Source organism: Paenibacillus sp. FSL P2-0121 (genome assembly GCF_037975345.1).
Classification (GTDB): Bacteria; Bacillota; Bacilli; order Paenibacillales; family Paenibacillaceae; genus Paenibacillus_AQ; species Paenibacillus_AQ odorifer.
This window is the reverse complement of the sequence record NZ_CP150245.1, coordinates 875,615-898,219: the sequence shown is the minus strand read 5'-3', so window position 1 is coordinate 898,219 and position 22,605 is coordinate 875,615. Positions and strand designations below refer to the sequence as shown.

The 22,605-nt window shown below is 45.1% G+C and carries 19 protein-coding genes; 8 read left to right on the top strand and 11 right to left on the bottom strand.

From position 1 onward, the window contains the following. The first annotated feature begins 60 nt into the window (after positions 1-60). Positions 61-666 carry a hypothetical protein gene (locus tag MKY54_RS03855; protein ID WP_139329906.1) on the top strand — a complete coding sequence of 202 codons (606 nt, stop codon included), beginning with the start codon at positions 61-63 and terminating at the stop codon, positions 664-666. 114 nt (positions 667-780) lie between these two features. Here MKY54_RS03855 and MKY54_RS03850 read toward each other — a convergent pair whose 3' ends face one another. Next, positions 781-1,230, bottom strand: coding sequence for a VOC family protein (locus MKY54_RS03850; protein WP_076185108.1), 450 nt, complete (start codon positions 1,228-1,230; stop codon positions 781-783). A 100-nt stretch (positions 1,231-1,330) separates the two neighbouring features. On the opposite strand from MKY54_RS03850, the gene MKY54_RS03845 reads away from it, so the two are divergent. Further along, positions 1,331-2,269, top strand: coding sequence for a YafY family protein (locus tag MKY54_RS03845; protein WP_339189583.1), 939 nt, complete (start codon positions 1,331-1,333; stop codon positions 2,267-2,269). 2 nt (positions 2,270-2,271) lie between these two features. Here MKY54_RS03845 and MKY54_RS03840 read toward each other — a convergent pair whose 3' ends face one another. Beyond that, the gene (locus MKY54_RS03840) at positions 2,272-2,541 is read right to left on the bottom strand and encodes a hypothetical protein (protein WP_339189581.1); all 270 of its coding nucleotides are present in this window, start codon (positions 2,539-2,541) and stop codon (positions 2,272-2,274) included. Between the two features lie 107 nt (positions 2,542-2,648). On the opposite strand from MKY54_RS03840, the gene MKY54_RS03835 reads away from it, so the two are divergent. Then, on the top strand, positions 2,649-3,128 hold the full coding sequence (locus MKY54_RS03835) for an NAD(P)H-dependent oxidoreductase (protein WP_256719011.1): 480 nt from the start codon (positions 2,649-2,651) through the stop codon (positions 3,126-3,128). A gap of 20 nt (positions 3,129-3,148) precedes the next feature. Here MKY54_RS03835 and MKY54_RS03830 read toward each other — a convergent pair whose 3' ends face one another. From MKY54_RS03830 to lpdA, 3 genes are read right to left on the bottom strand one after another with little or no spacing between them, the layout of a single operon-like run. Further along, a complete protein-coding gene (locus MKY54_RS03830; RefSeq protein WP_339189579.1) occupies positions 3,149-4,300 on the bottom strand; it encodes an ABC transporter permease in 1,152 nt (383 codons plus the stop codon). Further along, positions 4,284-4,913, bottom strand: coding sequence for an HlyD family efflux transporter periplasmic adaptor subunit (locus MKY54_RS03825; RefSeq protein WP_076128586.1), 630 nt, complete (start codon positions 4,911-4,913; stop codon positions 4,284-4,286). The genes MKY54_RS03830 and MKY54_RS03825 overlap by 17 nt, the downstream gene beginning before the upstream one ends. Further along, on the bottom strand, positions 4,910-6,304 hold the full coding sequence (gene lpdA, locus MKY54_RS03820) for a dihydrolipoyl dehydrogenase (RefSeq protein WP_339189577.1): 1,395 nt from the start codon (positions 6,302-6,304) through the stop codon (positions 4,910-4,912). The genes MKY54_RS03825 and lpdA overlap by 4 nt, the downstream gene beginning before the upstream one ends. A gap of 194 nt (positions 6,305-6,498) precedes the next feature. On the opposite strand from lpdA, the gene MKY54_RS03815 reads away from it, so the two are divergent. Beyond that, positions 6,499-7,065 carry a TetR/AcrR family transcriptional regulator gene (locus tag MKY54_RS03815; RefSeq protein WP_076128582.1) on the top strand — a complete coding sequence of 189 codons (567 nt, stop codon included), beginning with the start codon at positions 6,499-6,501 and terminating at the stop codon, positions 7,063-7,065. 44 nt (positions 7,066-7,109) lie between these two features. Here MKY54_RS03815 and MKY54_RS03810 read toward each other — a convergent pair whose 3' ends face one another. Then, a complete protein-coding gene (locus MKY54_RS03810) occupies positions 7,110-7,952 on the bottom strand; it encodes an aldo/keto reductase (RefSeq protein ID WP_076190110.1) in 843 nt (280 codons plus the stop codon). A gap of 223 nt (positions 7,953-8,175) precedes the next feature. Here MKY54_RS03810 and MKY54_RS03805 point away from each other — a divergent pair, with 223 nt between their 5' ends. Both MKY54_RS03805 and MKY54_RS03800 read left to right on the top strand, forming a co-directional pair. Further along, complete coding sequence (locus tag MKY54_RS03805; protein ID WP_076128578.1) at positions 8,176-9,165, top strand: DUF4003 family protein; 990 nt, start codon at positions 8,176-8,178, stop codon at positions 9,163-9,165. A 21-nt stretch (positions 9,166-9,186) separates the two neighbouring features. Continuing rightward, entirely contained in the window at positions 9,187-9,633 is a 447-nt protein-coding gene (locus MKY54_RS03800) for a GNAT family N-acetyltransferase (RefSeq protein ID WP_339189574.1), read from the top strand. A gap of 163 nt (positions 9,634-9,796) precedes the next feature. On the opposite strand, the gene MKY54_RS03795 is transcribed toward MKY54_RS03800, so the two are convergent. The 3 genes from MKY54_RS03795 to MKY54_RS03785 form a co-directional block, all read right to left on the bottom strand. Beyond that, a complete protein-coding gene (locus MKY54_RS03795) occupies positions 9,797-10,120 on the bottom strand; it encodes a hypothetical protein (protein WP_339189572.1) in 324 nt (107 codons plus the stop codon). Positions 10,121-11,009: 889 nt separating this feature from the next. Continuing rightward, positions 11,010-13,655 (bottom strand): FtsX-like permease family protein, encoded by a 2,646-nt coding sequence (locus MKY54_RS03790; protein ID WP_339189570.1) that lies wholly within the window; start codon positions 13,653-13,655, stop codon positions 11,010-11,012. Between the two features lie 13 nt (positions 13,656-13,668). Continuing rightward, entirely contained in the window at positions 13,669-14,370 is a 702-nt protein-coding gene (locus tag MKY54_RS03785; RefSeq protein WP_036684849.1) for an ABC transporter ATP-binding protein, read from the bottom strand. A gap of 238 nt (positions 14,371-14,608) precedes the next feature. On the opposite strand from MKY54_RS03785, the gene MKY54_RS03780 reads away from it, so the two are divergent. Further along, complete coding sequence (locus MKY54_RS03780) at positions 14,609-16,420, top strand: ABC transporter ATP-binding protein (protein ID WP_256716606.1); 1,812 nt, start codon at positions 14,609-14,611, stop codon at positions 16,418-16,420. Further along, positions 16,407-18,182, top strand: a complete 1,776-nt coding sequence (locus MKY54_RS03775) for an ABC transporter ATP-binding protein (protein WP_036684845.1) — start codon at positions 16,407-16,409, stop codon at positions 18,180-18,182. The genes MKY54_RS03780 and MKY54_RS03775 overlap by 14 nt, the downstream gene beginning before the upstream one ends. Positions 18,183-18,263: 81 nt before the next feature. On the opposite strand, the gene MKY54_RS03770 is transcribed toward MKY54_RS03775, so the two are convergent. After that, complete coding sequence (locus MKY54_RS03770; protein WP_076305247.1) at positions 18,264-21,629, bottom strand: hypothetical protein; 3,366 nt, start codon at positions 21,627-21,629, stop codon at positions 18,264-18,266. Positions 21,630-21,804: 175 nt separating this feature from the next. Beyond that, on the bottom strand, positions 21,805-22,557 hold the full coding sequence (gene yaaA, locus MKY54_RS03765; protein WP_076305248.1) for a peroxide stress protein YaaA: 753 nt from the start codon (positions 22,555-22,557) through the stop codon (positions 21,805-21,807). Between the last annotated feature and the right edge of the window lie 48 nt (positions 22,558-22,605).

The window sequence follows — 22,605 nt, the reverse complement described above, 5'->3', positions numbered from 1 at the left end:
ATTTGCTGTATTCTGTTGACAGGGTGCTTCTCGGGGAGTCACAAGTCAGGAGATAAATATGTGAAGAATGCTCTAGCATATATGAAGGCATACTATTTTATTGATTTTGAATATTCAAGAGTCATAGGAAAAAATGACGATGGATCCGACATTTTGGAGCTCTACCCTAAGCTCAATCCAGACATCAAATTTAACTACCAACAGTACATTATCCAGTATCCTCTTCACAAAACTGATAAATATAACGTTTCTAAGAATTACGAGGAAGTCCTCTGGATTAAAAAATATGCAGATGTCTATCAAAGGATTCTGGGTAAACCCGTGAATACCGATGCTATTTGGGAAGCTTATCAGAAAACAGATTTCACCCAAACTAGCTTTCTCGAGTTCCTGAGAACCACCGATTATGTGATTTCAATTCCACCAAATTCAATCCCAGAGTTCTCCCAAAAGATTTATGCAATGTCTCAAGCGATTGCTGAATTCCCAGAGATCAGCCGCGTGGGAGGAAGGCGCATTGATGAACTGCCTTACCAGTTTGAAAATCAAAAGGATCTCTCACGCGCTTACTTTTTATCGAATGATTTCAGTTTTAATGAAGAAACGACCCTTCAGCAGCTCACTCAGCATTATCAATATATGAAGGACACCGGGGAATTGAAATAATTTATATTCCTCAGATAGCACTCTCAAAAAAAGCCGGCCAAACTCAGGACAATACACCTGAAATTAAGTCGGCTGAATATTAAACTAAGTTTGTTTTAGAAGCAGGAAGCTTTTTTAATGTAATCTTTCATCAAACATGAGTTGGATTTGAATACCAAAGGGATCTTCAATGATACCGTAGGCTTTACTAAACACATTGCTAGATAACGGAGCAATAATTTTCACGCGCTCGTCTGTGATTAAGCTTTTATAAAAACCTTCAATCCCCTCTAAGTCAGCACTTTGAATACATAATGAAGTGTTATTGCCCACTGTATATTTCTCATTCGTATTCATTGTATCTTCTGCTATCATTATTTTTGTTTTTCCGATTAACAGGACAGAGTGAGTAATATAATCCTTATTTTCATCCGTAAGCTGTATGGAGCTGTCACGCTCTGCTAGTTGTTGATAGGTAACACGTAACAATTCATCTGCATCAAAATGCTTCTTGTAAAATTCTATAGCTTCCTTAGCTCTTCCATTCATCGATAAAAAAATAGCTACTTCTAGGGTTGTACTCATAGTATAAATCTCTCCTTTTTATATATTTGATATCTGGCCTTAAACTTATTATCCTATATAAAGGCATCAAAACATGACACCTTTATAAGGAGTTTTATATATGAAAAAATCAGAACGGTTAAATGACATGATGAGGTACTTAAACAATCGAGAATTCTTTAATTTAAGTGATCTCATGGATAAATACACTATTTCAAAAAGTACAGCTCTACGCGATATTAGTTCATTAGAACAATTAGGTATGCCTATTTTCGCGGAACATGGAAGACACGGACGTTATGGACTTTTAAAAAACAGATTGTTATCCCCTATTATTTTCACGATAGATGAAGTCTATGCGCTGTATTTTGCCATGCTGACATTAGAATCTTATCAATCTACACCCTTTCATTTAAGTGTTAACAAGCTAAACGAAAAGTTTGAGCACTGTCTATCGAGTACACAAATCAACCAGATTCACAAAATGAAAAAGGTCCTGCAATTCGAAATGTATCAGCATAAGCATGTCAGCCGTTTTTTAGATAAAATCCTAGCAAGTATTCTAAATGAGAGTGCCTGTAACATTGAATATACGAAAGAAAACCAAACAAAACGCTACCCTGTTCAATTCTTTAGGATTTCCGCTAAGTTTGGTCAATGGTATGCCACTGGAATAGAGCTTACGACGAATACATATAGAGTTTTTAGATGTGATCGAATAACCTTCATTGAAGAAGAGGAAAACAAAGCTCGTTATTCTATAGAAGAACTTCTTAGTCGTTCATTAGAAATCTATCAGTCTGCGAAAAGTATTGACTTTGAAGTTGGGATTGCGGAACAAGCAAAGGATATTTTTTATAAAGAACATTATCCTTCTATGGAAATAGAGGTGGGTCCGAAAACAGTCATTAAGGGATTCTATAATCCAGGTGAAGAGGATTTCTTGGCTAATTATTTTATGCGATATGGTCATGCTGTTATATCCGTGAAACCTGAAGCCTTAAAACAAATAATCAAAGATAAATTAGAGCAACTCGTAAATCACTATCAAAAAATATAAAGCTAAGCAAAAGGGGTAAAAAACATAGCTTGTAGAACTGCCTTAGCCTTTTTGAGGTTACGCGTATCCAGTTGGTTCAGCATGTCTACGATTTGACTCCTTTCATCGTTTTCCACTGGCTCAAGAGATGCTCCGGCAGTTAATGGTTCTTTTTCAGCAACCGATTCCGAATGAACCCATGATGCTTCCAAAGTATCCTCGAAGGCTTGGATTATAAATAACAATTCATCTGTGTTATATCTCTGTAGAAACCGGTTTATCCCTTTATTCATCTGCTTATGTAGGGCTAAATGCAAATCGAATATTTCTTTCCCTAGAGGTGTTGTAAGAAAAAGCACTTCTTTTTTATTATGGGGGAGAAACTCCGTGCGAATACGATCTGCATGCCGATGGATTTGATCCCGTCATGTCGCACGAAGAACTCACTGCTTGGCGGCAAAAGAGAACCCCCGACCCGCTAGTCGCCAATTATCAGCAGCGTCTTATAGCAGCGGATCATATTGTCTTCATTTTCCCTATATGGTGGGAAGCCATGCCCGCTCTTACCAAAGGTTTCCTTGATAAGGTATTCGCAAAAGGCATTGTCTACGAAGAAACTAAACCTGGGCGGCCCTTCAAATGCTTACTCCCGAATATTAAAGGAGTGTCCCTGCTGACCGTAATGAACACGCCCGACTTCTTTTATCGTTGGATTTTTGGCAACCCCATCACCAAAATTCTATTTAGAGGCACCTTCCGCAAAATGGGAATACGGAAGAACCTCCGTTGGTATAATTATGCCGGGATGTCAGATCGCAGCTTAGAAGAGCGGGTGAAGCATCTTGATAAAACAGAACAACGGTTTGCACGACTGGACTAAACTAGACTAGATCAAATTACTCAAGCGCTGACTGATTCTGAGAACTGAATCTCTGGTTTCTTCATCTCCCTAAGCACCAGCAATCCAATGAATAAGGATACAACGCCGATAATCATCAGCAGCGCCCCCAGCTCCTGACTGTAGGCTGTTAGCGCCCCATCCCGAAAAGCCATTCCACGTATGAGGCGATTAAGCCAGTTCATAGGTAATACCCATGCGGAAATTTGAAAAAACTCTGGAAAGGCAAGTGGACTCAGCTGGATTCCAGTAGCAAGAAACGACGGATACAACACGAAATTGGTTCGTAAATTAACTTTGGATACATCTTTGGCAGTATAACCAATCAACAGACCCATAAGCGACAAGGCAAAGGCATATACAAACAGTGGAATAATAAACAGATAAGGCGCTGCTTCAAAGCGCATTCCCCCCACCTGCTTTAATAAGCCATAACATAGGAGCAGCGAAATAGTGGTCAAAACAGCGTAAGGTACACTGCGAACCCAAATCTGCCAAGGAGACTTCCCGTTTGCAAAGAGTTTCCCCTCCTGCCGCAACCGAGGGACAATTGAACCCGCTGCGCTTGTTGTAATCATCAGCACCACAATATTCACAAATCCAATGACCATAAAACCCACATAACTTGTGGTCGGGTTAAACAACATCCGCTGCTGGAGAGATAACGGAGAAGCAAGCCCTTTAGAGGTTTCGGCATCCATCCCCTTTTGGAGGAACCGGGTCATAGAAAGAGTCACATTTTCCGTCTGGATGACTTCCTGAATCGCAGTCCGGATGCTGGTTAACCCTGATGGCATTGTATTATCCATTAAGATGCCAATATTCGTTGATATCCCCTGCTGCTGATGTTGCCCCAACTCTTTGGGAAGCATGATGACCGCTACAGCCTGCTCATTTGCTAGTAACGTCTCTGGGTTCAGGCGGCTGGAGTACACATTTGTTACGTTCATATATGGAGAGGCATTTATCTTTGAGATCAGCTGTCGTGAATACGAACTGTGATCCTCATCAATGACAACAACATGCGATTCGCTGATTTGGTTCTTCGAGAACATTAAGCCAAAAAATAGGGCCGCAATAAGCGGACCTATAAAAATCAGGCGTAAATACTTACTACCCGCCACGTACTTCCATTCGTCAATCAGTGACTTCATCGAGCTTCACCTCCGCTGTCATCCCCGGAAGCAAATCAGCATTCCCATCCATAGTTACACGGACAAGAAACATGCTTAAATCGGCTTGCCCTTTTTCACGTGACATACGTAAGCTCGCAAATTGAGGCGCGGCTGCGATAGATGTAATTACACCTGTCACCTCCGTTGGGTGCTCCAAATATGGAAAATGAACGCCAATACTTTGATTCACCTCTAGCTTTTGGATTTCACTTTCTTGTATGTAGAGATCTGTATAAAAGCTGTTTTTTTGCAAAACCGCCATTGGCATTCCTAGCTGGACTAGATCCCCCGGCTTTACAATAATCTTGTTGACTGATCCGTCCTCCGGCGCAACTACATCCGTTTCTCCTTCAGCAGATTTAACCTTAAACAGCACCTCTCCCTGTTTTATAGAATCACCTGCAGCCACACCGACCTCGACAATTGACCCTGGACTATTCTGATAAAATATTGTCTTCTGCTCCGCATCCAGAATTCCTTGTTTCCTGCTCTCAGCCTGACTGACTGCATCCTTTCCTTTTACAGCAAGAAGCGCCCCACCAACAATCAGCACAATCGCAATTCCTATATATAGCCCTGCTTTTATCTTCATTTTCCACTCTCTTTCATCACCATTTTTTTAACTGCATTTTCAGCAGCCTCCATAATTACTTCTCCCAATGTGGGATGAGGGTGAATGGTCATCGCCAAGTCCTCCACAGTGGCTTCCATCTCAATAGCAAGAGCAAGCTCCGACACGAGTGTGGATGCCTCTACTCCAACGATTTGTGCCCCCATCACGACTCCTGAATTTAGGTCCGCTACAAGCTTGACGAAACCTTCCGTCTCCCTCAAGGCCAAGGCTCTCCCGTTAATCCCAAAGGAGGATTTGCCAATAACCAGCGAAATGCCTCTTGCCTTTGCTTCTGTTTCACTTAAGCCGACACTGGCCAGCTCTGGGTGCGAAAAAACAACGAGCGGGATGGCTCGATAATCAACTTCGGAGGAGAGACCTGCAATGGCCTCTGCCGCAATCTTGGCTTCGTAGGATGCCTTGTGAGCGAGAGTCGGGCCTGCCGTAATATCTCCAATTGCAAAAATATGTGGAATAGCTGTTCTGCACTGTTCGTCCGTCGCAATCAATCCCCTACTCGTCACTGGCAAGCCTATGCGATCTAGTCCTAAATTGCCGTCTGTATTTGGTTTTCTGCCCACAGTAACTAACACATATTCCGCTGTAACATGCTGCTGTTCCTGATTTTTTAAATAATGCAGTGTAATGGTATCTGCACTCTCTACTACGTTCACAGCTGTCGCTCCGGTAATAATCTTCATGCCATCGGCTTTCAGCTGCTTTCCAACAGGGCTCACAAGCTCCGCCTCAAATCCAGGCAGCACTTGTTCTCCCCCTTCCAGAATCGTTACCTTTGTTCCGAATTTTGCATACATCTGCCCCAGCTCGACACCAATATAGCCCCCACCTATAACTACTAGGCTAGTTGGAATCTCAGGGAGCGACAGCGCTTCTGTGGAAGACAAAATACGTCCGCCAACAGGAAAGGCTGGCAGCTCAATCGGACGAGATCCTGTAGCCAGGATAGCGTTTTTAAAGGATAAGGTTTGCTCCTGTCCAGACTGACTGATGATAACTGTATGTTCATCAACCAAGCTAGCCTCTCCTTCGAAAATGCTCACCCCAGCAGTCTTTAATAAATAACTGACTCCACCTGCCTGCTTATTCACAACTCCTTGTTTAAAATCCTGAGCATTTTTAAAAGATGCTGACGCATCTGCAAAATTGAAAGGACTGAGCAAATCATAGCGATGTGATTCAGCAATTAATGCTTTGGATGGGATACATCCAACATGCGTGCAGACTCCGCCAAGCTGGTTGCGTTCAACAATCGCTGTTTTCATCCCAAGCTGTGCAGATCGCAGCGCCGCCACATAACCTCCCGGACCTGATCCAATGACCAATGTTTCTACGGCTTCAAGCTTACTCATCTCCTGATACCTCCTGTTGAACTTTTTTAAAATATGATGATCGTAATATATTATAACCATCATATTTTAAAACAGTCAATAACCTTGCCTCGCCTTTCACAAGCTAACTTTCTCAGAATCGCTAAATTGACAGGCTTTATTATGACGCCTATAATATTTTAAAAGTAGAACTATGAAGCTGTGGAGTGATTACAATGCCGTATCCCAAAGGTCATAAAATAAAAGTTCGAAATAAAATCGTTGAAAGTGCTGCTCAGGCTTTTCGCACCAACGGTATTCACGATGTAAGCGTTCCGTTCATTATGAAGGGGGCCGGATTAACTCATGGGGGGTTTTATTCCCATTTTGACAACAAAGAACAGCTTGTAGCGGAAGCCTGCCGGTATGCCATCAGCGATACCATCGCCCTTCTGCAGAAGGTCGCTGACCAGGAAGAGCAGAACCCCAAAATCAATGCTGTCATTGATTATTATTTAAGTCCGTATCACCGCGACAAAATGGAGATGGGCTGCATTATCCCTGCCCTTTCTAGCGAAATATCCCGTTCCTCAGAAGAAGTTCGGCAGGTATTCACGCAGGAACTGGAGCGGATGATTGCTTTTATCTCTAATCTGGCGGGAATTGACGCGTCCAAAGGTAGTGCACTGTTCAGTACTATGGTTGGCTCCCTTGTTCTTGCACGGACGGTTAAAGATCCTGAACTGAGCGACAACCTACTCTCGTCTGGCAAACAGTATGCCAAAGCGCTAGTAAGAGCCTAATATAAAAAAACACGCCAATAAATGGCGTGTTATAGTTAAATTTATTAAAATTCTTCATACGATGCGGGATCTTGATCAGCTATGCGACCTGTTGGCGAGGTTAATGCGGAAATAACGGTCATCTCCGCTTCCGATAATTCAAAATCAAAAATATTCAGATTATCACGCTGATGCTCTAGAGAAGAAGCCTTTGGAATGGGAATAGCCCCAAGCTGTATATGCCAACGTAAGATAACCTGCGATATCGATTTATTATGAACCTTGCCTATTTCCGCTATTTCCTCATTTTCCAGTACACTGCTAGCCCGTCCCAATGGACTCCACGATTCAATCACTACCCCATGCTCTTTGTTCCATGCACGTTGCTCTTCCTGATTAAAATGAGGATGCAGCTCAATCTGATTCATACTCGGCGCTATACCAGTTTCTTGTATCAAACGTTCAATATGCTCCGGCAAAAAGTTACATACACCGATGGAGCGAATCAAACCTTGCTTACGTGCCTCGATCATCGCCTGCCAGGCCTCAACATATAAATTCACTCTAGGGTTAGGCCAGTGGATGAGATAGAAATCATAGTAATCCAATCCGGCTCTGAATAAAGACTCCTGTATAGTAGACAACGCTTCTTTATAAGAGTGATGGCGTCCTGGCAGTTTGGAAGTAATGAGTAGCTCTTCCCTAGGCACAGAACTTTGCCGAACAGCCTGGCCTACAGCACCTTCGTTCTCATAATTAAACGCAGTGTCGATCAGACGATAGCCAACATCAATCGCCTTAGTGATGTTTTGTGCTCCCTCAGTTCCGTTTAACGCGTAGGTACCAAAACCAATCGCAGGCACCTTCACTCCATCGTTCAATACGATTTCAGGTATTCTCTCAGTCATCGTCGCTCTTCTCCTTTGTTGTCATTTAAACCTCTGTCGATCCATCTTATAATTATTATAACATCCTCATAGTAAACTCAATCATGGGGTCACCTGAACAACCTCTAGCCTATTAGTAAGCCGCTTTCGTGGGCATCCGATTTATTTTTTATAGTAAAATGAATCTACAACACAGGATTTTCGTAATGTTATGAATTAAAAGTAGAGATAAGAGGTGTATCCAATGAAGGAGCAATATCCAGCTAGGCCTGAATTGTTCGCAGACAACGCTCAGAGGATCAAAAAATCTTTTCCATGGCAAAATGCAATGGTTAATCGGTTAGCGGCACTATTGTATGCTGTAGAAGACAAAGTTGCAGATGACGAAGCCATCCGTGCCAGCTATGAGCTAATTAAGGAGAGTACCGGGATTTTCTCTCAATTTAGAGGGACTTCGGTGATCAGCATTGCTGCCCTGCTCTCTCTTTCTGACGAGAAGGAAACTCTGCTTGCAAACACACTTGCCGTGTATGATTTAATGAAGGAAGCCAAATTCAGAGCCTCTGATTATCTCGTCGTTGCTGCCTATCAAATCGCTGCTAATGCAACATCGGATCAATATCAGCATACGGTAGAACGGGCAAAGCTATTTTACGATAGTATGAAGGCAAAACATCGTTTCCTTACCGGACAGGACGATTATATCTTCTCCGCGATGCTTGGTCTTTCCGATATCGATGTTGAGAGTGGCGTGGACCGCATGGAGCAGCTCTATGTAACGCTTAAGCCCGAGTTTATGTCAGGCAACAGTGTGCAAGCCCTGACCCAGGTATTGGTTCTTGGGGAAGAAGCCCCTCAAGCAGCGGACCGTGTATTGGCATTAAGAGATGCATTTCGTGCAGAGGGTATCCGGCTAGACAAGGAATATACCCTCTCCTCACTGGGCGTGTTATCCCTGCTCCCTTGCAACAAGGAGGACATCGTTACTGATGTCTCGGAGACTTACGAATTTTTGCGTACAAAAAAGGGCTTCGGGAACTGGTCTATTAGTAAGCAGGAATTACTGCTCTTGTCTTCTGCACTGGTAGCCTTCAGATCTGTGGAGGATGTGCAAAACGGCGTATTAACTACGATGCTTTCTACCAACATTACCAATATTGTAATTGCGCAACAGGCTGCTCTTGCCGGGGCAGCGGCTGCATCAGCTGCGGCTGCAGCTTCTTCTTCGAATTAGATTGAATCGTGAGGGAAAGATATGGACTCAATAAAAATCTTCACAACTAGAAATGAAGAATTGTTAAACCGTCTACTGAACATTTGGGAATCATCCGTGCGGCATACTCATCTTTTTCTATCCGAGCAGGATATTGATGCTTTGCGGCCGCTGGTCACGCAGGCGCTTGAGGGCATAAGCGATTTGTTTGCTTTTACAGATGATGAGGAACAGTTGCTTGGCTTCATAGGGGTTCAGAATAATAAGATTGAAATGCTGTTCGTAGAACCTGCTGCAATGGGAAAAGGGGTTGGAAAAGCGCTAGTAGCTTATGTCATGCAGAAACTCGCCGTACACCTCGTGGATGTGAATGAGCAAAATCCCCAAGCTTTAGGTTTCTATGAGCATATGGGATTTCAGGTTTCTGAGCGTTCAGCACTCGACGAACAAGGTAATCCTTTTCCTATCCTGCACATGTCGCTTAAGTAGCTTTTTCCTATGCAGGAGACAGTTCGAAGCATTTTAATATTGTAAAAAGACAACAGAGCAGCGATTCTCTCGTTTGAGAACGCTGCTCTGTTGTTTAGTTGTCTGCAGTTTAGGTTGGCGAAGCTAGGAGCGGATAGGAGAAGCTAGGCGTAGATAGGAGGAGCTAGGCGAAACGGCTCCGAGTATTCGGCTCAGCTGTATCTACTTCTGCATCTACATCTACATCTGCATCTACTTCTACTTCTTCATCTACATTTACTTCTACTGCTACAGCTACTTCTACTTCTACTGCTTCTGCTACTGCTACTGCTACTTCTGCTTCTGCTTCTACTTCTACTTCTACTTCTACTTCTACTTCTACTTCTACTTCTACTTCTACTTCTACTTCTACTTCTGCTTCTGCAACTACTTCTGCTTCTACCTTTACATCTACTTCTACTTCTACTTCTGCAACTACTTCTAAATCTACGCATATACCCTCGTGCACATCGCCAAATCAATGCTCTCTGTTGCTTCCGGACTCAGATGACGCTATTTGCTCATTTATCACCTTTGAGGCATAGTTTCGGACTCCAGTGTCGCTATTCTATAGAAAGAGCCTCATTTCTGGCGTTTTTTATGCCAATAGCTGCTATGGAGTCCGATACCATGGCAAATGGCGGATAATCCGGCGTTTAAGGTCATCTGGGTCCGATGGAATCCGCTAGCGTCAGTTCCTAACCATCCCCAGTTACTTCCGGACCCAGGGGGCGCTATTTGCTCATTTATCACCTTTGAGGCATAGTTTCGGACTCCAGTGTCGCTATTCTATAGAAAGAGCATCATTTCTGGCGTTTTTTATGCCAATAGCTGCTATGGAGTCCGATAACATCTCAAATGGCGGATAATCCGGCGTTTAAGGTCATCTGGGTCCGTTAGCGTCCGATAGCGTCAGTTCCTAACCATCCCAACTTGCTTCCGGACCCAGAGGACGCTATTTGCTCATTTACCGCCTTTGAGGCATAGTTTCGGCCTCCAGTGTCGCTATTCTATAGAAAGAGCCTCATTTCTGGCGTTTTTTATGCCAATAGCTGCTATGGAGTCCTATAACATTCCAAATGGCGGATAATCCGGCGTTTAAGGTCATCTGGGTCCGATAGCGTCCGATAGCGTCAGGCATAGTTTCCGATAGCATCTAATATCGTCAGAAATCGTCGGATGGCATCGATAGCGAACGATAGCGAACGATAGCGAACGATAGCGTCGGGTCCTAACCATCCCCTGTTCCTTGCGGACTCAGAGGACGCTATTTGCTCATTTATCGCCTTTGAGGCATAGTTTCGGACTCCAGTGAAGCTATTTCATAGAAAGAGCCGCAGCTATGGCGTTTTTAGATGCTATTCCACCGACTTCAAAGCCTCTATCATATGGATTCGTTTGAGCTTAATATGCATGAACGCCATGACTATACCGGAGAACAAGAGGGTTAGGAGCGCCGCATAAATATAACTTGGCCACTTGATGATCGGAGCGAACATCGTCGCATCCAGCTCGGCCGTCTTCAGGACGAAGCTATGCAGCACTATGCCGAGACCCGATCCAGCCACAATACCGAGTAGGCTAAGCAGCATATTTTCGCGGTAAATATACATGGTTACTTCCTTGTCGTAGAAGCCCAGTACCTTAATGGTTGACAGCTCCCGGATCCGCTCGGACACATTGATATTGGTCAAATTGTAGAGGACGACAAAAGCCAACGCCGCCGCTGAAACAATGAGCACCAAAGTTACAACGTCCATACTCTTCATAGTCTCATCGAAGGCGGAACCTACACTGCTGGAAAAGCTGATGGCAGCGACGCCCTCATTAGCCGTCAGCTTCTCACCAAATTTGTCTTCCCATGTTTTATCATGTGCGGTGTAGTTCAGAAGTTCTGTGTTGAATACTGGTTTTTCTCCGAACACAGAAGCATAATACGCCGGTGTCATATAAACATAGTGCATTACATAATTCTCTGTAATCGCCGCGACCTCAATCTCGAATGTTTCATTATCTTTGTCCACCACGGTCAATTTATCGCCAGACTCCAGCCCATACAGCTTAGCTAGCTTCTCTGAGATAATAGCCCCATCATCCGTAAGCATCCGTCCTTCTCCACTTTTTCGATCACGCAACTCCACGAAATCGGATAAAGAGTTAACGGAGGTAGGAACGAACAGATGAACCTCTTGGTCATTTACACCACTAGCATGTGCGGTCATCCGTTCTTGCGCCACACTCAGCGTCCCAGTTACTGCAGATTCACCAGTGATTAGTTGGTCGTAGGCTTTTAGCACATCGGCAGACACATCTTCATGCAGCGCCACAAGTGCATCATATTTCATAATCGTGCCGAACTGCGACCCGGCGATGCTGCCAATTGAATCCTTGAGACCAAATCCCGTCAGGATCAGCGCTGTACAGCCAGCCACGCCGAATACAGTCATGAACATCCGCTGCTTATAGCGGAATAGATTCCGTGCGGTAACCTTTTGGACAAAGCTCAATCTCTTCCATATAAAAGTGATCCGCTCCAGTAAAATACGCTGGCCACTCTTTGGTGCCTTCGGACGCATCAATACGGAAGCATTGCTGCGCAGTTCTACCCGTGAGGCAATCCACGCCGTCAACGTAGTACATATTAACGCTACGATAACGGATATGATCGAATACGAAATATAGAAGTTCTTCGTGATATCCGGTAAATTATAGATTGCACTATACGCATCGTAGATAATACCCGGAAACAGGGTAAAACCAACCGCAAGACCCGCAATTGAAGCCGCCAGACTGGCAAGTGTACCGTAGACCAGGAATTTGGCCATAATGTCGCGGTTGCCATAACCGAGTGCTTTCAGTGTCCCGATCTGCAGGCGATGCTCCTCAACCATCCGTGTCATGGTCGTCAAGCTGACCAGCGCAGCAATCAGGAAAAAGAACACAGGAAACGCACTGGCAATCGCCGACAACCGATCAGCGTTATCTTTATATTCGGCATATCCCGGATTAGCGCTTCGGTCAGTAACGTAGACCTTAAGCTGCTCCAGCTCTGCAAGCTTTTGCTCCCCTGCCGCCAATTCCTCCTTGGCAGAAACAAGTCCGGCAGCAATTGCCTTCATACTTGCAGCCTGTTCCTGCTGCACTTCCTCCGGCTGGCGCTGCAAATCCGCAAGCTGCTGCTCGGCGGCGGCCACCTTTGCGCGGCCACCAGAAAGCTCTTTCTCGCCTTCCGCCCGCAGCTCAGCAAGCCGTGCTTCCGGCACGCCGGACATCGCCTGCTCTACAGCATGGGTATGCTGTTCGATCAGATCTTCATACTCCGGCGAATAAGCCTTCACCCCGGCTGTATCCTTAAAGGACAGATAGGCTTCCGTATACACCGGAAGCTTGAAATCTGACTCCGGGATCGCGGCGAACGCATCCGCCGTACCTTTGCCGATCCCACTGGTGCCCCGGGTACTTTGCTCAATAAACTGTGGACTTCTAACAAAACCAACTACGGTATACTCCAGTGTCTCGAAGTTGTTCGACAGCTCCGCATCCGTACCGTTTCCACTAAAAGATACCTTGTCACCCAACGCATATTCTTCCGCTAGCTTATCGTCCAGCACGATTTCACCGGAACGCTCCGGTAGATGGCCTTCAATTATACGGTATTGATTAAGTGGTTTATCCGTGTTGTAAGAATTGACTTTAAGTATTAAGGCATTATCACCTATGAATACATCTGCACTATAGCTCGGCTGAATCTCATCGATCCCCTGTACATTTCTGAGTAACCCGATGTTGTCTTCGGTCAGGCCGTAGTTAGTCTGCACCTTCAGATCCATCAAGCGCTGCTCTTTGTAAAAGGTTCCAGCTGTATTCAGCATATCTGGCCCAGTGGCCTTGATTCCGGCAAAAAAGCTGACGCCTAACATAATAATTGCAAAAATCGAAATAAACCGGGCTTTGGTATGCCCAATTTCACGAAAAATATCTTTCCACAATGCTCGCTTTTTCATAGATGCCTTCTCCTTACCATTCAATATCGTCAACGGATACCGGCGAAGGATTGATCACCATCTTCCGTACCTTAGCGTTGTTAATCTCTATAACCCTGTCAGCCATCGGGGCGATCGCCAGATTATGTGTAATTACGATGACCGTTGTCCCGGTGTTACGACAAGTATCCTGCAGCAGCTTCAGCACCTGCTTGCCGGTGTTATAATCAAGCGCCCCTGTCGGCTCGTCGCAGAGCAGCAGCTTCGGCTGTTTAGCCAACGCTCTGGCGATAGCGACACGTTGTTGCTCACCACCGGACAACTGAGCCGGGAAATTATCTAACCGCGCGCCCAGACCCACATCCTCCAGCACCTTACGTGCATCTAGTGCACGCGGGGAAATCTGCGAAGCAAGCTCAACATTTTCCAGTGTGGTCAGATTAGGTACTAGATTATAGAACTGAAATACAAAACCTACGTCATTTCGGCGGTAGCCTGTCAGCTCCTTGGCACTAAACTTGGCGATATCAATGCCATCCACAATGACCTGACCTTCATCGGCGGAATCCATGCCACCCAGAATATTAAGCACCGTAGATTTACCCGCACCACTTGGGCCGACGATCACGGCAAATTCACCTTTTTTTATCTCAAAATCAATCCCGTCATTCGCGACAATTACATTCTCGCCCATCTTGTAACGCTTGTACTCCCCTTTTACAGCAACAAAACTCATTCCTCTTCCTCCTGTCCCTATCCGAACTAAGTCTAATTACTCTACATTGTCTCAGTTTATCATAATTAGAACGCCCAAGCCCGAATGGCAAACCCTCATTACACAAGGTGAAATTCACATCATTAATAAGTTCATTTTTTTGTAACAATAATGTAACAAGGAAATTTTACCGTAAACGATACTTAGTCATTTGATAATGTTATAATCACTTTGTTTTATTTACTCTTTTCAGGCAAGAGTGAAAGAACAAGAACAATCAGAAACAGGTGATCAGATGTTCGAACTGAAATGGCTATGGCAGAACCTAGAGGGAAACCGGACGCGATATATTCTGGCACTCTGCCTTTCGGTGGTGGGCTCAAGTCTTACAATCGTGAATCCGTACATCAGTCAGCGCATTGTCGATACGTTTATAGCTGGTGACAACGCCCTGCAGAATCTTACACAAGAACGGCAATTATTGATTATGCTCTGTCTGGGCATGATCGGATTTTCTCTACTGCGCACAGGTCTCGCATATTTCACGACCATGCAGTACGAGATATCCTCGCAAAATATGATGTACAATGTCCGCATTTATTTGTACAACAAAATTCAGGGACAGGACAGAAAATACTACGATCATAATCGTACCGGCGATCTCATGACCAAGATGACAGGCGATCTGGACATGGTTCGTCACTCTATGGCCTGGATTTTTAAGACAATCATTGAATCGCTAACGATCTTCCTTGCCGCCGTTATCTATTTTTTCACCATAGATGCGGAACTGACGCTGTGGATGCTTATCCTGTCACCGCCCATTTTTATCGTGGCTTACATATTCGCTAAACGCGTCCGTCCTATGTATATTGACTTGCGTGAACGGCTGTCACAGCTTAACACGACTACACAGGAGAATATCTCAGGCAACCGTGTGGTCAAGGCTTTTGCCCGTGAAGAATTCGAGGTCGAAAAATTCACAGAGAAGAATGTCAACTATTCTACAGCGAACAAAAAGGCTGCCCTTGTATGGCTTGATTATTTTCCTTATCTGGAATCCTTCGCTCAGGGCTTCAACGTAATCCTTATGTTGGTTGGTGGTTTGTTCCTTATGAACGGCCGGATCACCTTCGGTGAGTTTATGGCCTTCTCTTCGCTTATTTGGGCTATATCCAACCCTATGCGCAACATCGGTATCATTATCAACGACATTCAGCGCTTTTTTGCGAGCTTGTCCAAAATCGTAGATATCTATTATGCCCGGCCAAATATTGTTAACGAGCATACTATCACTGACAAACGCCGTTATGAAGGCCGTATTGAATTCGATCATGTCCGCTTCAAATATGATAGCGCTATCGTACTGGACGATATTAGCTTTACCGTTGAACCCGGTGAAACTGTAGCAATCATGGGCGCGACAGGATCAGGCAAAACAACAATCATCAACCTCATCCCTCGCTTCTACGATGTAGCTGAAGGGCGCGTACTCGTAGACGGTGTTGATGTTCGGCAGCTGGAGCTTGATGAACTTCGTGGAAATATCGGCATGGCGACCCAAGATGTACTCTTGTTCTCTGATACCATTGATGGAAACATCGCCTATGGCGATCCTGATCTTCCGGAAGAAGATGCAATGGGTTATGCAGAGCTCGCAGCCGCACACGACTTCATTACCAAAATGCCTGAAGGTTATGATACCGTTGTCGGGGAACGCGGAGTCGGACTGTCGGGGGGGCAAAAGCAGCGTATTGCCTTAGCGCGTGCTTTGGCGGTACACCGTCCTATCCTGATTCTCGATGATACGACCTCTGCGGTCGACCTTGAGACGGAGGAGCATATCCAAAAAAGTCTACGTGAACTGGACTATCCTTGTACGAAAATTATTATTGCGCAGCGTGTATCTACTACCTCGCAAGCCGACCGTATTCTCATTCTGGATGGCGGGAAGCTAGTTGAGGAAGGGACACACACTGAACTGCTGGCGAAACGTGGTTACTATTACGAAGTGTTTAAACTGCAGAACGAGGGTATTGGAAGGCAGGTGACCGCAAGTGGCAAGGAATAAATTTGACGTCGATGAAAATCTTGAATCGCCGTTTAATATAAAACACTTCCGGCGTGCGATGGTATATATCAAACGAAAGAAAACGCCAATGATTGTTGCGTTCGTGCTCAGTGCACTTTCAGCAGCCATTTCACTGTCGGCTCCGCTGATCATGCAACATGTCATCGACGTGACCATTCCGGCAAAAGAGAAGCTTGCACTGCTGGGTTGGGCTGCACTGATGCTTGTGACCATCGTGGTCAGCGTTTATCTGGCTACGATACGCTCGCGCATCATGACGAGTGTTGGGCAGGATATTATTTTTGACATCCGAACGGATTTGTTTAAGCATCTGCAAGAATTGCCTTTCAAATATTATGACGACCGCCCACAGGGCAAGATCCTTATCCGGGTCGTAAACTACGTCAACGCCGTTTCAGATGTGCTGTCCAACGGGATTATCAACTTTATTCTAGAAATCGTGAATTTGCTCTTTATCGCAGCCTTCATGTTCGCTGTCGATGTACGACTCTCATTTGTCATCCTTGCCGGACTGCCAGTCTTCCTTGGCATCATGCTGCTGATCAAAACCCGGCAACGCCGGGCATGGCAAGCAGTGTCCAACAAAAGCTCCAACCTGAACGCCTATCTGCAAGAGAGCATTAGCGGTATTGGTGTGACACAAATGTTCTCCCGGGAACAACGTAACGAAGGAATCTTCACACGTCTCGCGGGTAATTTCCGTAAAGAATGGATGAAGGCTCAACGTTACAACTTACTTATTCCGTTCTCTGTAGACAACTTGTCTACGATCGTTACATCATTAATTTTCCTTGTAGGCCTACTAACACTGAGTCCTCAAGACATGACCCTCGGTGTCATTCTGGCGATGAGCAGCTACGCTGCCCGCTTCTGGCAGCCGATTCTGAATCTTTCGAACCTGTACAATAACTTCATCAACGCCGTTGCCTATCTTGAGCGTATCTTCGAAACGCTGGATGAACCGGTTACCGTCAGTGATATCCCGGATGCAAAAACACTGCCATCTGTACAGGGCCATGTCACCTTCGACGATGTAACTTTCGCCTATGACCCGGGGCTTAATATTCTGGAGAATATCTCCTTCAAGGTCAAAGCGGGAGAAAGCATCGCGCTGGTAGGACCCACAGGTGCGGGCAAAACAACCGTCGTCAATCTGATCTCACGCTTTTATAACATTTCCAGTGGTCAGATTCTGATCGACGGCCAGGATATCTCGCAGGTGACGTTAAAATCTCTTCGCAGCCAGATGGGGATTATGTTACAGGATAGCTTCATCTTCTCCGGTACCATTCTGGACAATATTCGGTACGGCCGACTGGATGCGACCGAAGAAGAAGTAATCGCCGCTGCAAAGGCCGTTTGCGCCGACGAATTCATCCGTGAATTCGATCAAGGCTACATGACAGAGGTCAATGAACGTGGCTCCAAGCTGTCTCAAGGACAGCGGCAGCTCATTTCGTTCGCAAGAACACTTTTGGCAGATCCGCGCATTCTCATCTTGGATGAAGCCACTTCTTCCATTGATGCGAAGACTGAGCGCTTATTGCAAAAAGGGCTGAATGAACTGCTTAAGGGACGCACCTCGTTCATTATCGCGCATCGCCTCTCCACCGTAAAAAACTGCGATCGTATTATGTACGTATCTAACAAAGGCATCGCGGAAAGCGGCTCACATGATGAGCTTATCGCACAGCGGGGCCTTTACTACCGCCTCTACACAGCACAGAAGATGGAAGCTTAATCGAATAAACACCAAAAGAGCTCAGGCCGATTTGCAGCCTGAGCTTTTTGATGTTTTATTATTTTCAAAAAATATCAAAAACTAATCTATCGCCGTCCAAATATTTAGCGCAAGTGAGCGAACCGCAAGGTTCGTGTGATTTCTGTACAACCGCAGACGCTCTGCAGGCTCTGGACTCCACAATAGAGCACTTCCGGCAACTTCAAGCAACGAAAGTCCAATATACTGAGATTCATAACGGCTCTCAGACCCTAGAACATCTACAATTTCCAATAAAGTTTCCGGACTCCAGTATCCCGTGCTCTCTTCTAAATTATACGCGACCTGCTTATAGACATCGCTTAATAGCTGGGGCTGCTTTGAAATAGTGGTAACCATCCGATTGAGATAATTGGCGGATTCCTTCACATTATTCCAATCTATTGCTGCTATATACAATTTCATCACAGCTTGCTGTAAGGTCTCATCAGATGCCAGACAGTCAATCAGATCCGTATACAAAGGGATAAGGTGCATCCGGGTGATTTTTGGCAACGCTATCAGCTGGTTGACTAATTTCAGTAGACGTTGCCGATGAGGCAAATCTCTTTTGGCAGTGGCGTTCCATTCATCCCTTATCGCTGCACTAACCAGTCTCTGACATACACCAACTACAACCTCATTGATCTTACCATCGCGACAGGTTTCTACCAGCGTGTTCATAGCAGTTTCCCATCTAGTGCTGTCTTCCAAATCCGTAATAGACTGAGCGGTGGCAGCTGCAACAATCCCTTCATTTCCATTTGTCCACCGCATCATAGAAATGAAAGCATATCTGCCAATATACGCATCTTGGTGCCTTGCGATTTCAAGGATTAATCCTAGATAACGTGGTCTAAAGTCTAGCGGAAGAGCATTAGGCTGTTGAGATAATAAACTTCCTGCAATGTCACTTTCTGATGAAGAAGCCATTGTACTTAACATATCCCAAGCGCGTTCATCATCTAAAAGCTGTTTGGCAGCATGCCCTATGGCTATGATTACATCCTTGTGTGCATTGGGTTTCTCGAACTCATTCATCAATAGCGGAAGGCTGTCATCGCTTCTATAAGCGCCCAGTAAGCGGATGGCTTCTTTTCTGACAGTGATCTTCAGCTTATCCCGATTCAGAAGCTCTTTCAGCATGGTAACCAGTAACACCGGATTCACCCTGCGGATGCATCTGGGTATCGAGTACATGGCTACACGGGCCCGGTCCCCATCCAGATTCTCCAGCAGAACGGGAAGTGCCTTCTCCGGTTCTTCCATAAGCGAAAAGGCATGAAGTGCAGCTTCTACTACAGTTACTTCCTTATCCTGCATAAGCCCAAGTAACCTATCCGAACCGAGATCAGGCATGCTTGCCATGATCTTAATAACGCTTGCACGCTCCCAAAGATTACGTTTGGCATCGTATGCAATTTTTTCTAATAAGGCACTTAAAGCTTGTTGCTGACGTGGCAGCCATCTGTAGAATCCATCCGCGGCCGGCACAAGATAGATAGTTTTGCCTGATAGGAACTTGCCCTTAATGATAGCTCCTGAAATAAAAGGATCGAGCCATTCCTGACGCTTCAGATGCAGATGCTGGAACACTTCATGGATCGTAATATACGATTTATCTAAAGCTAATAATTCCTTAACTCTGGCATCACGCGTTGTACGAGGCGCAAGCCAGTATCTGGCCGCTTGTATGGCTGTAGAATCCGCCTTTGCCCTCGTTGCTTCCTTTAACAGATTCTGAAGTTTTATGATGCCGTAACCTCTTTTACCGAAAGAGCTAGCTAGGCTTAACACCAGATTGTAATCTTCTCTTTTGTTGGCCTGTACAGCTAATGTATAAATTTCGTCGAAGATAATCTCTTCTACTCCCCGGGGTAAATTCTTCTCCAAGGATGGAAGGGAAAGCTGCCCATTCTGCTTGGCCAATTTCTGAATCGTATTTAAAGAAAACTTAAACAGCTCACCGTGAGGATGTAATGCGTTATGCCGGAGAATAGCAAACGCCAGTTGTTGAACGGAAAATTTTGTACCATATGAAGTATCTCTGGCCTCTATAACACTATCAACAAGCAAAGTAAGCTCTTGTACATGGGCATCCGTGAACACAGACGCAGGACTTTCCGATAGCTCTTTAAACACAGCGCCCCGGACAGGATCCTGATCATTTTTAATCCGGCCCAGATACACCAAAGTTTCATTCATGCCCTGTCTCGACAGAACGGTACTTCTGATCAGCTGCATAAGCGCCGTGGCACGTTCGTCTGCACTGGATACCTGTGTTGCTTGTTCAAGTCCCGCTCTTGAATGAAGAATAGAACGGCAAGCAGTAAATCTGACTGTTCTCTCCCGGTCATCATTGATTTCACGAAGGCCAAGCATCCGGGTGGCTTCCTTGTCACGCAAGGCATGTGGTAATACATATAGTAATCTTTCCGGAAAAATGCGTTCATTGCGTTTATCTTCTTCATACACAGCATCGAAAATGACCTTGCGGTTAGAGGGTGCAATATTCTGAAGCAGCTTTGCTATGTGCATAGGGTGATCTGCGAGTAGTTTCGCTATCTCAATCCATTGATCCATGGATAAATATTTTTTCCTTTTAAGAACAGCTTCAGGAATACCATAAGAAATCAGATCGCTCCGCGACTCCGTTCGTGTTAACAGTTGATATACCTTATTAGGATTTTGGCGTACAAGCGTGCCAAGCTGTTCTTTTAACGCAGGATGTATGATGCCCATAGGTCCATGATTCAGCGCACACTCCAGCACCAAGTCTGCCTTCAGATTGCATAGGATCTCCAGAGCTGATGAGAATCTCCACCAGACATAGCCTTTTTCCCTGAGTGGTGTGCTTTCCAGTGTTGTTGCAAAGTATTCTGCTACTACGTTAAGATGCCGGCTGGATAATTTCTTCCAGTCTTTTATGGCATACCCGATATCAGCAAGCCATTTACTTACCGTAGCCGAATAACAGGCCTGCAATATAATCGCGGCTTCCTCCGCTCCCCATCGGGCATACACTACAGGCAATAAGCGTTCTGCTAATTCCTGACGGTTAATCTGTGAAATACTATGCAGCAGCTTGCGGCGGCAATCATGGGATAAATGGGGGAGCTCACGTTCAATATCAGCATCCGAAGCCACCTTTGCCAAAAGACCCGCAGCCGTATTTCTGATACTTGCCTTGGGATGCCGCAGTGCTGATAGAATAATAGCATCATCTTGTGTTGCAATGGCGCCGATTAAGGCAAGTCGTGCTTCATAAACACCATCCTCCAGCAAAGAGGCTAGTAATTGGGAGTACTGGACAGATCCGAGATGATCACGGCCTAGGATTGCTACTTTTTTGATTCTGTCGGAATAGCCTAGCGAATCCAATTCTTTAAGTAAGCTCTGTTTATCCAATGGATCTCTTTTGAAAATCATAAGTCCTCCTCGTTAACCTGTTCTTATTCCACCCGAACTTTATTCTCTATACCCTAATCTATCCCCTTTAAAAAAACTAGAATTCAGCATCTGGTTTCGTTGACCAAAAAATAAAGGTAACCCTGAAGCAGGTTATTCAACCCCCTTCAGAATTACCCATCATGTACTGCTTGCTCTATTCATTCTTTTTCTGAATAAACACATACGTACTCTCATCCGACAGCTCATCAGCAAAGCTGAAATCAAATCCGTCGAAGCCTTTGATATCCTCCACACAGCTGATTTGCCGCTCAGCCATGAAGCGTACCATTTCACCTCTGGCCATCTTGACCAGGGTCGCTCTCTCTACTACCTTACCGCCGATCTCCTGCCCGAATACACAACTAACCATTCGAACATTCCCGCCAATGTAAGGGGAGATGCACTTGCTGTATTCCTTAGAGGCCAGATTCAGAATGATGTCAGTCTCCGAAAACAGCTGATCTGCCAGCTTCCTGTTCCAGAACTCGTAGATAGACTTGAAACCAGGTCCGCTAAGCTTTGCCTGCATCTCCAGCCTGTACGGAACAACGCCGTCAAATGGCCGGACAATTCCATAGAACCCTGATAATATCCGTAAATGCTGCTGAAGATATTCCAGCTCCTCCATTTGAAGTACCCCTGGTGCCATGTACTGGTACTGGATACCCTCATAAGAAAAGATAGCCGGTGTAAGATCCCGTGTTACATCCATATCCCGAATCCGTTCCACATTCAGCGTGGCGATGGCATCATTGCATTTCCATAACGATTTGGCTTCTTCATAATTCAACTTTTGTAATAAGGCCAGAAGAGTCTGCGACTCGCTTATGAATTGCGGCATCTGGCGGCAATCCAAGAAATCCGTATCCATCTTCATCTTCTTGGCAGGCGATATAATGATTCTCATGGTGCTCCCTTTTCTTACCCCCGCGGGGAATTTAAATGTAACCTTATC